General features: G+C 60.1%; 10 protein-coding genes. 7 read left to right on the top strand and 3 right to left on the bottom strand.

What is annotated here, in order from left to right; translation table 11 throughout:
* Positions 1 to 76 precede the first annotated feature (76 nt).
* From DF196_RS10440 to DF196_RS10420, 5 genes are all read left to right on the top strand, one after another.
* Positions 77 to 343 carry a hypothetical protein gene (locus tag DF196_RS10440; RefSeq protein WP_241519695.1) on the top strand — a complete coding sequence of 89 codons (267 nt, stop codon included), beginning with the start codon at positions 77 to 79 and terminating at the stop codon, positions 341 to 343.
* A 185-nt stretch (positions 344 to 528) separates the two neighbouring features.
* On the top strand, positions 529 to 1,452 hold the full coding sequence (locus tag DF196_RS10435; RefSeq protein ID WP_109057765.1) for a carbohydrate ABC transporter permease: 924 nt from the start codon (positions 529 to 531) through the stop codon (positions 1,450 to 1,452).
* A 5-nt stretch (positions 1,453 to 1,457) separates the two neighbouring features.
* Positions 1,458 to 2,273 (top strand): carbohydrate ABC transporter permease, encoded by an 816-nt coding sequence (locus DF196_RS10430; protein WP_109057764.1) that lies wholly within the window; start codon positions 1,458 to 1,460, stop codon positions 2,271 to 2,273.
* A 25-nt stretch (positions 2,274 to 2,298) separates the two neighbouring features.
* Positions 2,299 to 4,371, top strand: coding sequence for a glycoside hydrolase family 31 protein (locus tag DF196_RS10425; protein WP_109057763.1), 2,073 nt, complete (start codon positions 2,299 to 2,301; stop codon positions 4,369 to 4,371).
* A gap of 155 nt (positions 4,372 to 4,526) precedes the next feature.
* Positions 4,527 to 6,386, top strand: coding sequence for a beta-L-arabinofuranosidase domain-containing protein (locus DF196_RS10420; RefSeq protein WP_158276314.1), 1,860 nt, complete (start codon positions 4,527 to 4,529; stop codon positions 6,384 to 6,386).
* A 77-nt stretch (positions 6,387 to 6,463) separates the two neighbouring features.
* Here the strand turns inward: DF196_RS10420 and DF196_RS10415 are convergent, their stop codons facing one another.
* Genes DF196_RS10415 through DF196_RS10405 form a run of 3 tightly spaced genes read right to left on the bottom strand, consistent with a single transcriptional unit; the run spans position 6,464 to position 12,304 of the window.
* Positions 6,464 to 7,585 (bottom strand): hemagglutinin, encoded by a 1,122-nt coding sequence (locus DF196_RS10415; RefSeq protein ID WP_421728484.1) that lies wholly within the window; start codon positions 7,583 to 7,585, stop codon positions 6,464 to 6,466.
* The gene (gene hrpA / locus DF196_RS10410) at positions 7,519 to 11,658 is read right to left on the bottom strand and encodes an ATP-dependent RNA helicase HrpA (protein ID WP_109057761.1); all 4,140 of its coding nucleotides are present in this window, start codon (positions 11,656 to 11,658) and stop codon (positions 7,519 to 7,521) included. Before hrpA ends, DF196_RS10415 begins: the two co-directional genes overlap by 67 nt.
* Positions 11,648 to 12,304 (bottom strand): class I SAM-dependent methyltransferase, encoded by a 657-nt coding sequence (locus DF196_RS10405; RefSeq protein ID WP_109057760.1) that lies wholly within the window; start codon positions 12,302 to 12,304, stop codon positions 11,648 to 11,650. The genes hrpA and DF196_RS10405 overlap by 11 nt, the downstream gene beginning before the upstream one ends.
* A 216-nt stretch (positions 12,305 to 12,520) precedes the next feature.
* On the opposite strand from DF196_RS10405, the gene hflX reads away from it, so the two are divergent.
* Positions 12,521 to 14,029, top strand: coding sequence for a GTPase HflX (gene hflX / locus DF196_RS10400; RefSeq protein ID WP_109057759.1), 1,509 nt, complete (start codon positions 12,521 to 12,523; stop codon positions 14,027 to 14,029).
* 173 nt (positions 14,030 to 14,202) lie between these two features.
* A complete protein-coding gene (locus tag DF196_RS10395) occupies positions 14,203 to 15,165 on the top strand; it encodes an L-lactate dehydrogenase (RefSeq protein ID WP_109057758.1) in 963 nt (320 codons plus the stop codon).
* Positions 15,166 to 15,211 lie beyond the last annotated feature (46 nt).

The raw sequence follows: 15,211 nt of genomic DNA, 5'->3' as shown, positions 1-15,211 counted from the left end.
GCGGACTAGGATTTCACGCTCACCACAGGTGAGGCACCACTCCGGATTACGCGCTCATTTTCAAATGAGGCACCTCGTGAGCAAGGAGAAGCTTGCCGCAACAGTCGATGTCATCGAATGCCTCGTCGATGGCGACAATCTCAAGTCGCTGAATGACGAAATGGTCTATCTGGCCGCCAAGAGCGATGTCCGTGCCGAACAGGTCAAGGAAAACGAAGTATGGAAGCCTTGGGTTGAGATTGTGGAAAACGCATCCGGTCGTACCACTGATGTTGGTCTCAAGTACGAGGACATCTCCGCTCAGCTCTCCGAAGATCTCCAGGCTTCCCTGAACAAGGCCTGATTGCATATGCCGCAGCAATGGGGCACGGTATAGCTCTCAGTTCATAAAACATTCTTACCCTCCTTCCTCCTCCTTCAAAGCGGGTGCCCGGTATGGGGCATCGTCCTGAGACCGGGCACCCTCATTTTGGCTCACGAGCATAGCCGTTTTTCTTCTCATTTTTTCATGCATTACTGGGTGACGTTATGACAACACATCAAACACATACGGCGAAGCCGGCAAGGCGTATTAAGTCGACCACATTGGCGGCTTGGGGATTCGCCGCCCCGCTTATCATCTACATGCTTATCTTCTATGTATCGCCATTGGTGCAGAACATCTCCATGAGTCTGCATCGATACACACGCAGGACGTTCGTGACCGGCGAAGCCCCTTGGACCGGATTGGACGTGTACAAAGAGGTAATAGCCACTCCCGAGTTCTGGACGACTCTGCGACAGACCCTGATCTTCGTGGTGCTCTCCATCATCTTCCAGTACTCGATTGGACTTGCCCTTGCGGTGTTCTTCAACCAAAATTTCAAACTTTCAGCAGGCCTTCGCGGTGCGTTCCTGGTGCCATGGCTTTTGCCTCCGATGATTTCCGGCACCATCTGGCAATGGATGATGGATGCGGATAACGGTTTGATCAATAACCTGCTTGGCGTATTCGGTATGAGCCCGGTATGGTGGCTTCAAGCGGACAAATCATTGTGGGCAGTGATTATTGCCAACATTTGGCTCGGCATCCCTTTCAATCTAGTGATTCTGTACTCCGGTCTGCAGAACATCAATGGCGATTTGTATGAAGCCGCCTCACTCGATGGCTGCAACGCATGGCAGCGTTTCTGGAAAATCACGTTCCCGTTGCTCAAGCCGGTCACGATGATCACCCTGCTGCTTGGCTTCGTCTACACACTGAGAACTGTGGACATCATCTGGATTATGACCAAAGGTACCGGCACCTCGCGCACGTTGGCCACATGGGCATATGAAATGGCGTTCGGCAAGGGAACATCCGCGACCATTCGCTATTCCGAAGCTTCAGTGGTGGGCACGATCCTGATTGTAGTGGCCTTGGTGTTTGCCCTGATCTACTTGTGGGCCCAAGGTAAAGAGGAAGAGAGGTAATCGACATGCAACATCGTTCTACCTGGTGGAAAACAGCAATCGGCATCGTATTGACGCTTATCATGCTGTTCCCTGTGTATTGGATGGTCAACATCGCGTTCACCCAGCGTCGATCGATTCGCTCCGGCGATCTTATTCCATTGGATTTCACCTTGGATAACTTCGCCGCCGCATTCGAATCGCAGCTTCCCTATCTAGGAACGTCACTGGTCATCGCTTTGGGATGCGTGATTGTGACATTGCTTATAGCCCTGCCTTCCTCATATGCGATTGCTATCCTGCATATCAAAGGCCGCAAGACGCTGAACTTCCTGCTGATCGTTGCCCAGATGATCCCTGCAGTGGTCATGGCGTTGGGTTTTTATCAGATTTTCAGCGATATCGGATTGCTGGACAGCCTCCCTGGCCTGATCGTCGCGGACTCCACCATCGCAGTACCGTTCGCAGTGATGCTGCTGACCGGCTTCATGGCAGGCATGCCCCGATCCCTGATTGAGGCAGCGCAGATTGATGGCGCCTCACTGTGGACAGTGTTCACGAAAATCGTGATTCCGCTGTCCCGCAACACGATTGTGACCACATCGCTATTCTCGTTCCTGTGGGCCTGGTCGGACTTCATGTTCGCGTCCACGCTTGATTCCGGTGGCGGCAAAATGCGTCCGATCACCATGGGCATCTATGACTTCATCGGTTCGCAGAACCAGGAATGGGGGCCGATGATGGCCACGGCAGTGCTGGCTTCGGTCCCTACTGCGTTGCTGCTGATCGTCGCCCAGAAGTATGTCGCCGCTGGTGTGACCGCAGGCGCTATCAAGGACTGACACCACATAGTCAAAGGAGACTGTAATGACCCTACTAACATTCCACACCGACGGTCATGTCCTGACCTGGACCGGAGATGGCGAATACCTCCGTATCGAACCGTGGGGCAAGGATTCCATTCGTGTTCGGGCTGCGCAGATGCATGACGTAGAGAACCCGGCATGGGCGCTGCTGGATATGCCTGAGCATGATGCCTCTCATGTTTCGGTAAGCATCGATGAAGAGCATTCCACTGCGCAGTTGTGCAATGGCGGGATCGTGATCAAGGCTGAGGCCTCATATGATGTCTATGGCGGTTCGGGGTATGAGGAACCGCGTTGTGAACTGAGCTTCTATAAGAAGGATGGAACCCCATTATTCCGTGAGGCATCCCGCGGTGGTTCGTTGGATTTGCATGCCCGCCGGTTCAAGCCGATTATCGGCGGCGATCATGCGGTTACCGTATCCTTCGAAAGCCCTGCCAACGAAAGACTGTATGGCATGGGTGAATACCAACAGAATGTCATGGATTTGAAGGGATGCACTCTGGAGCTTGCTCATCGCAATTCCCAGGCGTCCGTGCCGTTCGTGGTATCTTCCGCAGGTTATGGTTTCCTTTGGAACAACCCTGCTGTCGGATCAGTGGTGTTTGGTAAAAACCGCACGGAATGGAAAGCCGATGCCACCCGCCAGATAGATTACTGGGTCACCGTGGGCGAAACCCCCTCGGCAATCATGGAGCACTATGCCGATGCCACGGGTCACGCGCCTGCTATGCCGGAATGGGGCCTGGGTTTCTGGCAATGCAAACTGCGCTACTGGAATCAGAACCAATTATTGGAGGTCGCCAGAGGTTTCAAGAAGCGTGGCATCCCATTGGATCTTATCGTCATCGATTTCTTCCATTGGCCATATATGGGGGATTTCAGGTTCGAAAAGGAGTTTTGGCCTGATCCAAAGGCCATGTGCGACGAACTGCACGATATGGGCGTCAAAGTCATGGTGTCCGTTTGGCCTCAGGTGGCTATCTCTTCCGAGAATTATGCTGAAATGAAGGCGAATAACCTTCTGGTCCGTGCTGATCGAGGTGAGGACATCGGCATGATGTTCGAGGGCCCGAGCCAGTTCTATGATGCGACCAATCCTGCCGCTCGTAACTACGTGTGGACCAAGTGCCAGAAGAATTATGCCGATTATGGTGTTGATGCATTCTGGCTGGATGAGGCCGAACCAGAATACGGCACTTACGATTTCGAGAACTACCGTTACTATGCAGGTCCTAACCAACAGGTTGCCAACGTGTATCCGCGTGAGTATAACCGTGGTTTCTTCGAGGGGCAGACTAACTATGGGCGCGAAGGTGAGATTGTCAATCTGACCCGATGCGCATGGGCAGGCTCCCAACGCTACGGTGCTTTGGTCTGGTCCGGCGATGTGGGATCCACGTTCTCCGATCTCAAGGCACAGATCACCTGCGGTATCCATATGGGTATGGCCGGCATCCCCTGGTTCACCACCGATATGGGTGGTTTCCATGATGGAGACATCAACAGCGAATCGTTCAAGGAGCTACTCCTGCGTTGGTGCCAATTCTCCTGCTTCTCTCCGGTGATGCGCAATCATGGCGATCGTTCCGCAATCCAGGCTGATGGCACGATGAAAGAGATCATTACCAACGCCGCTGGTGAGCACCGTTCTCCCTCTGGTGCCGATAATGAGCCTTGGAGCTATGGCGAGGATGTCGAACGGATCATGGTCAAATTCATTCAGATTCGTGAACTGCTGCGTGATTACATGCGGGAGCTGTTCAATGAGGCACATGAGACCGGTCATCCGCTGATGCGTGGCCTGTTCTACGAATTCCCCGAAGATTCCGCTGCCGCCGACATCGCAGATGAGTATATGCTCGGTTCGGACTTATTGGTTGCCCCGGTAGTGGAGGAAGGCGCCCGTGTCCGTGACGTGTACCTGCCGGGCGACGAGAACACGACATGGACGGATTTGCGTGATGGCACCGTGTATACCGGTGGGCAGACGATTTCTGCTTCGACCCCGCTGGACACGTTCCCTGTATTCGCTCGGAATGGACACGATCACGGACTGATCGGCGCACTGTAACCATAGCGCTGAAATAAGTGAATACCTAGCCATATCGGTTTGAATCCCGCCGATATGGTGACCCTGGGGCGGAAACGCGATTGCTTCGTGTTCCGCCCCTTTCCCTAATGAACCATCAGACGATGTTGAATACGTTACACGTAAGGGTTGTAATCATGACGGCTGATCGATACCAATCATTCGCTTTAGGACAAGTGGAGCTGACTGGGGGAGAGTGGCTCCGACGGCAGCGCTTGGTTCGTGATTATCTGCTTTCCTTCAATCTTGATCGTCTGATGCATACTTTCAGGCGCAATGCTGGACTTCCAAGCGGAGCACAGCCACTAGGAGGGTGGGAAAGTGAAGATGGGGGAATCCGTGGACATTTCGTCGGCCATTTTCTTTCTGCCGCCGCAAAATACCATGCAGGCGATGATTCAGACGGGCAAATGATGCACATCGTTGATCGGATTGTGGAAAACCTATCCGAATGTGCTCGTCCAGATGGATATCTCAGTGCGTTTCCGGATTCACAATTGGATGTTCTGGAAACTAAAGAGTTTCATGGGGCGTGGGCTCCCTACTACACGCTACATAAAATAATGCAGGGCCTGGTGGATGCGTATCGATTGGCCGACAACGATAAGGCATTGGAGCTGGCAATCGGCATGGCCCATTACATCGCACATCGCTTTGAACGGCTCGGACGTTGGAACATAGACAACATTCTTCGCCCGGTACGTTTGAACCCGCTGAACGAATATGGCGGTATCGGCGATTCGCTGTATTCACTCTATGAACTGACCGGTGACCAGTCGATCCTCAAAACCGCACAACTATTCGATCGTGACTACTTTGTCGGCAACCTGATGCATGGAATCGATGTACTTGAGGATTTGCATGCCAACACACATTTGCCGGTGCTGGCTGCGGCACTTCATCGATACAGGATTACCGAGGACATACGATATCGTTCTGCTGTTGAATATGGTTATGTTTTTTTGCTTGGCCGCACCTTCGCCAACGGTTCCAATAGTTCTCGTGCTGAGCATTACACCAAACGATACGGTGTCTCCGATCGGGCGGAGCATTGGGGGACATACGGGGATTTGAGCCGGTCGCTAACAGGTGGCGAATGTGAATCATGCTGCGCGCACAATACCGAACGGGTTGTACGCGAACTATTCGAGTTGGATGGAGACCCTGCCAAACTCGCTCATGTGGAGCGTCTTAAATTCAATGCCGTGCTTGCCTGTCTCAACCCGGATAATGGATTGTCTGCCTACCACCAGCCGTTAGGGGCAGGAGTTAGACGTCTTTACAGCACGGCATATGACTCCTTCTGGTGTTGCACAGGTACGGGCATCGAAGCCGCCGCAAGCTTGCAGCAGGGTATTTGGTACCGATCACTTGCTTCAGAGGAAATGATAGAAATCCTGCTGGGAATGTTTATTCCCTCGAGACTCCATTGGGTGGATTGTAGATTGGATCTTGAACTTCACGCCAATTATCCATATGACGATCATGCGACCGTGATTGTTCATCAGGCCGGGACGAATCGACTGCGATTGCTGTTGCGCTCGGATCGTGTTCAAAGGGTTCGTTTTGATACGGTTCCGGGTATGCGCGATCGAGTAACGGTGCATGACATGGGTGAGTTCGTTGCTGTGGAAGGTGTTTTCCATGATGGAGATGTTTTCGATCTTGACCTAGGCTTGGATATTGCCGCTGAACCATTGCCGGGGAACGATAATCGCGTTGCAGTGCTCTACGGGGGAATCGTATTGGCCGCAGAAGGAAGCGACGCAAATGTATCACAAGCATGCCGCAATGCTGAGGGTCTCCGGAGCCTGCTTGTTCGAGAGAATGATTCGGAGCTGCGATTCACATTGCACCGGAATGGCGACCGTCGCCCCTTGCGCCTCAAGCCGATTTATGAAGTGAAGCAAGAGACCTATAGTGTGTATTTGAATGCTGATGAGACCCATGAGCTCGTTCCTGAGCCATGGATTCCAGTGACTGCAGGAGAGAACTGATTGAAGACCACGGTTATGGTGGTGCTTCTATCCATTCCACTATTGTGGATGGGAGTATCGGATTTCCCATCATGTCATTATGTGCGTGCCGACCCGAACCAGCCGGTGTAGATGAGCGAGAAATTGCGGTTGCCGTAGCTCGAGCAGGCGTCCCCGCTGCCCGTGCCAGCCGCGAGCGCCGCCACGTTCGGCTGATACGGCGTATAGATGTACAGCAGCGCTGTGGCCTTGTTCTCGATGTACACCTGAGTGCCGCCGCACGCCTTGTTCGGATGGTATTGGATGTAATTGAGGTCGCCGGCACGGTAGCCATACTGCTCCTCATGCTCCAGGTAATAGCGGTAGCGTTTCGCCGCGCCGTACATCTGCTTGGCGAACCCGTCGTACGCGGGGTCGCAGTCGGCGGTGTCCGGACAGCTCAGGCCCATCGCGGACCGCAGCTGGAACGCGCTTGGGTTCACGGCCGTCACCAGATGCTGCTCCTTCTGTAACACGGTGAGCAACACCTTCTGACTCACGCCGCACGCCGCGCCCGCGGCCGCGATGATGGTCGCGGCGCTCTGTCCCTTGCCGCCCGCGTAATCCTCACACAGGCCGTCTCCTGATTCGTTCGTGGTGTCGAACGTCATGGATGCCAGCGAGCCGCCCTGCTGGTCGAGGAACGACTGGACCTCGGCTGCGCTCATGGCCGAACCGTTGAAGAACTGGCCGTCCGAGATGATGTCGCCGGGGTTGAAATCATAGGTCTGTGCCAGCTCCAGCTGGGCTTTCTCGGCCGCGATGACCGCCCCGCGCCAGCGCACGAACCGTACGGCGGCGATGATAAGCGCCACGATGACGATGATCGCGACCGTGGGAATCAGTACCATCTTCAGCTTGCCGAACCAGTTCGCGCGACGCCAGGCGCGCTTCAGCGGTCCCGCCTTGCGCCGGCGCGTGCCGCTTGTCCGGCGCCGATTCCGGGAAGGTGACGTTTTCGCGGCCTTCTTGCGGGACACGGATGCGTTTCGCGGCTTGGCACTGCGGATCGTGCTCGCTTTCCCGTGGCCGGTCGCGGTCTTTCCGGAGGATGCCGATGTGCCGCGTCCTCGGCTGCCGGTGCCTCGTGAGGTCTTCGGAGCCTTCCGTTCGCTCACGCCAGTGCTTTCTTGATGCGGTTCAGGGAGACCGGCCCCTTGGTACCGATCTCCTGCGCCCACAGGCTCACGTAGAACTCCTCCAGCATCCAGCGGGCCTGTTCGGCCTGATGCATCAGCGCCTCGTGCTTGGGGCCCGCGGGCTCGGCCTTGGCGTGGACCATGGCCTTGTCGACCAATTGCCTGGCCTCGTCGGCCTGCCACGCCCACTTCACGTCACGGTTCTTGTCCGACTTCGCCTTGTTGAGGCGGCTCAGATCCGCCTTGAGATAGCGGCTGATCGACGTGAGCGCATCCGGGGGAGTGCGGCCCACGAATCCGGGATAGACCAGCGTGGCGATGTGCTCGCGGATTGACTGGAGCACCGAAAGCATCGGCAGGTCGGCCTTGCCGGACGTGGCCTTGTCCACTTCGGCGTACGTCTTGAGGATGGCGATGACGTCATGGGCCACCTGGTAGACGGTGTCCTCATACACCTCGCGCACGTCCAGCACGGCGTTCGCCAGGGCCTCGTCGTCCGTGAGCCTGTCCACCTTGGGCAGCAGACGCTTGACCGCGGCCAACTGCAGGTCCTCGACCAGGTCCTTGGTGGACTTGTATGGCGCGGAGGCCAGCATGAGCGCCTCGGTGCCCAGCCAACGCGAGGAGATGCGTTCGGCCGGCAGACGCAGGGCGTCCAACGCGCCACGCCACAGCATCGCCGCACGGGACTCCGTGGTGGCGCCGGCCTTGTGCAGCAGATTGGCCTTCTGTACAAGCTTGCCCTGTTCGCCGGCCTGCTCGGCCTGCTTTTTGACCATCTGGCGGGCGGAGGCCTCCGCCTGTTCGGCGAACTTGCGTTGCAGGGCCTTCAGATCCTTGGACGTGCCCAACACCTTGACCGGGCCGCGCGCATGTCTGCGGCCGCGCTGGTTGCGTCCGGCCGGCAACTGCTGCTCCACCGCGAACGTGACCCTGAGATAGGGGGAGAGCCGGTCGATGAGTTCCTGTCCCAGTACCTCCGGATGAATCTGCGCGCCCACGGTGGCAATGGCCGCCTTCGTGAACACATGCGCCAGATCGGGCCAGACGCCCGCGGCCTCGCCGTCCTCGCGCTCGGGCGGCAGGTTCGGTTTCTGCTGCGAACCGGAACCGGGCAGGTCCGGGTACTGCTCGTCGATCCAGTCGCGGATCTTGCGGGCGGCGTCCGGGGCGGGCACGAACTGCACGCGCAGCTGCTTGGGCAGCGCCTTGATCATCGACAGGATCAACTCGTCCAACAGACCCGGCACATTCCACGTGAACTGCTCCGGGCTGATGCGCGAAAGCGCCTTCAACGGCACATGCACGGTAACGCCGTCGGCCGGATCGGCCGGATCGTACACGTAGCTCAGCCGCAGGTCGATGGGTTGGCTGTCCGAGCCGAGCGTATGCCAGTGGTCCGGGTAGTCGTCCAGGCTCACCGACTCGCTGGACGCCAGTCGCTCCACCTTGGCGGGGTCGAAGGTGAGCAGGTTCGGATGTTCGTCGTGCTCCCGCTTCCACCATTTCGCCAAATCGGCCACGGACGTCACATCCACGGGGATCACCGCATTGTAGAAGTCGAACAGGTCCTCGTCCGAGACGGTGTCCGCCAACTGGCGGGTGCGGCTCGCGTCGTCGGCGGCGTCCTCGAGGATGTCGCGGTTGCCGGCCACGAACTCGTCGTAGCTGAAGCGCTGCTGGATGTCGCCTTCGACCAGACCCTGACGGATGAGGAAATCACGGGCCTCAAGCGGATTGATACGTCCCCATTGCACCGTGCGGTCCTGCACGATCGGCAGACCGTACAGCAGCACGCGGGCGGTGGCCACCGCGGAGCCCCGTGAACCGGACCAGTGAGGTTCCGCGTACGTGGTGCGCGTGAGCTGGCCGGCCAGCGGTTCGGCCCACGCCGGATCGATGGCCGCGGAATACCGGGCCCACAGGCGCGAGGTCTCCACCAGCTCGGTGCTCATCACCCACGAGGGCGTCTTCTTGGCCACGGCGGAGGCCGGGAACAGCGCGAAATGCGTGCCGCGCGCACCCTGATACTCGTTCTTCGACTGCTTCTGCGCACGCTTCATGGCACGGGCTCGCGCGGCCCCGGTCAGTCCCGCGAAATCGGAGGCCTTGGGCTCGCGCACCACCTGCATGCCCATCATGGACAACAGGCCCGCAAGCATGGACTTATGGATGCCGTCCGCATCCCACGCGCAGCACAACGAATGCGCCGGCTGCTGGTTCAACGGCAACTGGCGGATCTCCAGACCCGGGCGTGTGGAAGGCAAGGGATCGCCCACGGTGAACTTGAGCTCCTTGCACATCTGCCTTAGCTGGGAGACCAGATCCTTCCACTGACGCATCCTCAGCCAGCTGAAGTATTCGGTCTTGCAGATGCGGCGCAGCGCGTTGTTGCTCGGGTCGCCGTCCGCCTGGAACACGCGGTCCCAGATGTTCAGGGCCGTCAGAAAGTCGGAAGTCTCGTCCGCGTACCGGTTGTGGATGCGGTCGGCCTCCTCGCGCTTGTCGTCCGGACGTTCGCGCGGATCCTGCAGGCTCAGGAAGGAGACGACCACGAGCACGGCCGCCAAAGTATTGGGGGAGGCGGTCTTCGCGGCCTCGATGACCATGCGGCCGAGCCTGACGTCGATGGGGATGCGGGCCAGCTGTCGGCCGATATGCGTGAGCGTCACCTCGCCGCGCTTGCGGCCGATGGCCTTGAGCTCGGTCAGCTCGTTGAAACCGTCCGAGACGGCCTTCATGTCCGGAGGGTCGATGAAGCCGAAGTTCGTGACGTCCTCGGCCGTGCGGGCCACGCCCACCGACAGCATGTGCAGCACCACCGCGCCCAGCGAGGTTCTCAGGATCTCCGGCTCGGTGAAGCGCGGGCGGGTCTCGTAATCCTCGCGCGAATACAGGCGGATCGCGATGCCGTCCGCCACACGGCCGCATCGTCCGCTCCTCTGGTCGGCGCTGGCCTGGCTGATCGGCTCGATGGGCAGACGCTGTACCTTGGCGGTCTTCGAATACCGGGAGATGCGCGCGGTGCCGGGGTCGACCACGTAGCGGATGCCGGGCACGGTCAGTGAGGTCTCGGCCACGTTCGTGGCGATGACGATACGCTGGTGGGAGTGCGATTCGAACACCTTGTGCTGGTCCGCGGCGGACAGGCGGGCGAACAGCGGCATGATTTCGATGGCGTCCGGGCGACGCATATCGTCGGCGCGGGGGCCGTAATGGTGGCGCAGCGCGGCCTCGAACTCGTGGATGTCGCGCTCGCCGGAGGCGAAGACCAGGATGTCGCGGGGGCCCCGCTCGTGCGAGGAGTGGATGACCAGTTCGGCGCAGGCGCGGGCCACGGCCGTAGGCATGTCCGTGATGCCGTCGTCGGCATAGGACGAACCACGCGAGCCACGCGGACGGTCCGCATCGGATTCGGCGATGGCGTTCGCAAGCTCCTCGTAATCGGCGTCGCCGGGGCGGGCGCCCACGGCGAACCCCGGCACCTCACGCATGAGCGCAGGCGCGGTGCCGAGCGGCTCGTACACCACCTGTACGGGGAACGTGCGGCCGGACACCTCGATGACCGGCACCTTCTCATGCAGCGCGTGCTCGAAGTGCTCCTTGAACTTCACCGAATCGATGGTGGCGGAGGTGATCACGAGCTTCAGATCGCGACGGCGGGGCAGCAGGGCCGTGAGGTAGCCGAGCAGGAAGTCGATGTTGAGGCTGCGCTCATGCGCCTCGTCGATGATGATCGTGTCGTACTGGCTCAGCTGGGGGTCACGCTGGATCTGGGCCAGCAGGATGCCGTCCGTGACCACGCGCAGGCGGGTCTTCGGCGAGCTTTCATCCGTGAAACGCACCTGATAGCCCACCTCGTCGCCCAGACGCACACCCATCTCCGAGGCGATGCGCTCGGCCACCGTGCGGGCGGCGATGCGCCTCGGCTGCGTGTGCACGATCTGACGGCCGTGCGTGCCGCGGCCCAGCTCGAGCAGGATCTTCGGCAGCTGCGTGGTTTTGCCCGAGCCGGTCTGGCCCGAAACGATGACGACCTGGGAATGTTTGACCGCGTCCGCTATCTCATCGCGCGCGGAGGAAACCGGAAGTTCAGCGGGATACTCAAATTTCATGACGGACTTCAATGATACGGAAGCCCTTGGAGCTCGCGTATTTGCCCACCGTGAAGTCCTCGCCCAGCGCCTCGTCCAGCCAGGGGATCAGCGAATCGGAGCCGAGGTTCTTCTGCACCACCAGATAGGCGGCACCATTCGGCTTGAGCCGCGGCAGCCAGGCCATGAGCAGCGTGTGCAGCGCCTCCTTGCCGATACGGATCGGCGGGTTCGACCAGATCACATCGAACGCGAGATCGTCGGGCACGCCTTCGCAGAACTGAGGCTGGTCCGTCGCGGGCAGAGGGGTACTGGATTCGTCCACCTGTACGGTATGGACGTTCATGCAGCCGTTGGACTGGGCGTTCGCATGGGTCAGATCCAGCGCGCGCTCGTTCACGTCCACGGCCCACACCCGCGCCTCAGGGGACTCGAAGGCGAGGGACAGGGTAATCGGTCCCCATCCGCAGCCCAGATCCAGGAAATCGCCTTCGGCCGGCGGCTCCGGGGCATGCTTCAGCAGCACGGAGGTGCCCAGATCCACGCGCGAGGCGGAGAAGACGCCGTTCGAGACCTGCACGGCGGTTTCGCGGCCGCGCAACGTCACATTGAGGGTGCGGCGCACGTCCTTGGACGCGGGGTCCGCGGCGAAATACTGTTCGGCCATGTCTGCTGCTCCATTCCCGCGGCGGTTCGTCCGCGATCCGCGGCCCATGGTCCGGGCCGGCCCTGATTCGTCCTGCACGGCCCCATGCAAGCGCCTTCCATGGCCTTCCACTGGTCGCCGTATCACGTCGCATGCCGGGCAATGCCGGCATGTCACCTCACCTGATGATAATAAGGAGCCAGAGAAAACCGCGAAATCACGACCCGAGAGGCGCCCTTGACCGACCACAGCCAGTACACCGACATCACCCGCAGCGACACCGACGCCACGCCGTCCGGCGTATTGGCGGACCAATCCGAGGTCCTGCTGGACGACAGCCGGCGCGTGGCGGGCTGGCATGAGGACTCCAACCAGGAATGGGAGGAGCGCGAGGCCCGCAACCAGCTCAAGCATGTGGCGGGCCTGGGTGAGCTGCAGGATGTCACCGAAGTCGAATACCGCAAGGTCAGGCTTGAACGGGTGGTGCTCGTGGGCGTGTGGTCCTCGTATGAAACCACGCAGGCCAAGGCCGAGGAATCGTTGAGGGAGCTGGCCGCGCTCGCCGAGACCGCCGGTGCCGTGGTGTGCGACGGTCTGCTGCAGCACCGCGCCCGCCCGGATGCGGCCACCTATGTGGGCAGCGGAAAGGCCCGCGAGATCGCGGACATCGTGGCCCGCGAGGAGGCCGACACCATCATCGTGGACGACGATCTGGCGCCGTCCCAGCGCCGTGCCCTGGAGGATGCGGCGAAGGTCAAGGTGGTGGACCGCACGGCCGTGATTCTGGACATCTTCGCGCAGCACGCCACCTCGCGCGAAGGTAAGGCGCAGGTGGAGCTGGCGCAGCTGCAATACATGCTGCCCAGGCTTCGTGGCTGGGGTGGCTCGCTGTCCCGCCAGGCCGGTGGCCGTGCGGCCGGTGCGGATGCCGGCATCGGATCCCGAGGCCCCGGTGAGACCAAGATCGAGATGGACCGCCGTGTGATCCGTACGCGCATCGCCCGTCTCAAGCGGCAGATCCGCGAAATGGCGCCGGCGCGTGAGATCAAGCGCGGTTCACGCCGTCGGTTCGGCCTGCCCACCGTGGCCGTGGTGGGCTATACGAACGCCGGCAAATCGTCCCTGACCAACCGGTTGACCGGTTCGCGCGAGCTCGTGGAGAACGCGCTGTTCGCCACGTTGGACACGGCGGTGCGCCGGGCCAAGACGCGCGACGGGCGCGCCTACGCCTACGTGGATACCGTGGGCTTCGTGCGCCGTCTGCCCACCCAGCTGGTCGAGGCGTTCAAATCCACGTTGGAGGAGGTGGCCGAGGCCGACGTGATCCTGCATGTGGTGGACGGCTCGCACCCCGATCCGTTCTCCCAGATCGACGCCGTCAACGACGTGCTGGCGGACATCGAGGGAACCGCCTCGATTCCCCGCGTGCTGGTGTTCAACAAGGCCGACCAGATCGATCAGGCCGCGCGCGAACGTCTCGCCGCGCTGCAGCCGGACGCGCATATCGTCTCGGCGTTCAGCGGCGAGGGATTGGATGAACTGCGTTATGCGGTGGAGGGACTGCTGCCGGTGCCGCACGTGCACGTGCATGCGCTGCTGCCCTACACGGCCGGCGCGCTGCTCTCGCGCGTGCGCGAATACGGCATGGTGTCCAAGGTGGAATACCGCGACGACGGCGTGCTGCTCGAGGCGGACGTGGACGCGCATCTTGCCGCGCAGGTGGTCGGGGAATCCATCGGAGAGTGACGTAAATCACAGTTTGTTTGTGAGCGCTAACAATCGTTGGAAAATATGCAGTTTCGTGATAAAAAGGGCGTGCGTGCCGTAAGAAAAACGTCTCACTGGGCTTATAGAGTAAAGGCGTAATAGATCAGGCCTGCCCTTGATGCAGACCGCCTTTGAAGAGAGGTTTACCTATCATGGCGGAAACTACCGTTAAGCCCACGAAGCTTGCTATTATCGGTGCCGGTGCCGTTGGTTCCACCCTTGCTTTCGCTGCCGCCCAGCGTGGCGTCGCCCGTGAGATCGTGCTCGAGGACATCGCCAAGGAGCGCGTGGAGGCCGAGGTGCTCGATATGCAGCACGGCTCCAGCTTCTACCCGACCGTCTCCATCGACGGCTCCGACGATCCCGAGATCTGCCGTGACGCCGACATGATCGTCATCACCGCCGGTCCGCGTCAGAAGCCCGGCCAGTCCCGTCTGGAGCTCGTCGGCGCCACCGTCAACATCCTCAAGGCCATCATGCCGGGCCTCGTCAAGGTCGCCCCGAACGCCATCTACATGCTCATCACCAACCCGGTCGACATCGCCACCCACGTGGCCCAGAAGCTCACCGGCCTGCCCGAGAACCAGGTCTTCGGTTCCGGCACCAACCTGGACTCCGCCCGCCTGCGCTTCCTGATCGCCCAGCAGACTGGTGTCAACGTCAAGAACGTCCACGCCTACATCGCCGGCGAGCACGGCGACTCCGAAGTCCCGCTGTGGGCCTCCGCCACCATCGGTGGCGTCCCGATGTGCGACTGGACCCCGCTGCCGGGCCACGAGCCGCTGGATGCCGCCAAGCGCGAGGAGATCCACCAGGAAGTCAAGAACGCCGCCTACAAGATCATCAACGGCAAGGGCGCCACCAACTACGCCATCGGCATGTCCGGCGTCGACATCGTCGAGGCCGTCCTGCACGACACCAACCGCATCCTGCCGGTGTCCTCCATGCTCAAGGACTTCCACGGCATCTCCGACATCTGCATGTCCGTGCCGACCCTCCTCAACCGCCAGGGCGTCAACACCGCCATCAACACCCCGGTCTCCGACAAGGAGCTCGCCGCCCTGAAGCGCTCCGCTGAGACGCTGAAGGAAACCGCCGCCCAGTTCGGCTTCTGATAAATATTTGATTGATGGAGCGTCCTCGTTGTCGCTGTTCGCTCGA

The sequence above is a fragment of the Bifidobacterium callitrichidarum genome (assembly GCF_003129905.1).
Taxonomy (GTDB): domain Bacteria; phylum Actinomycetota; class Actinomycetes; order Actinomycetales; family Bifidobacteriaceae; genus Bifidobacterium; species Bifidobacterium callitrichidarum.
Note: the sequence above shows the minus strand (reverse complement) of the source record. Positions and strands in the feature narration are given on the sequence as shown.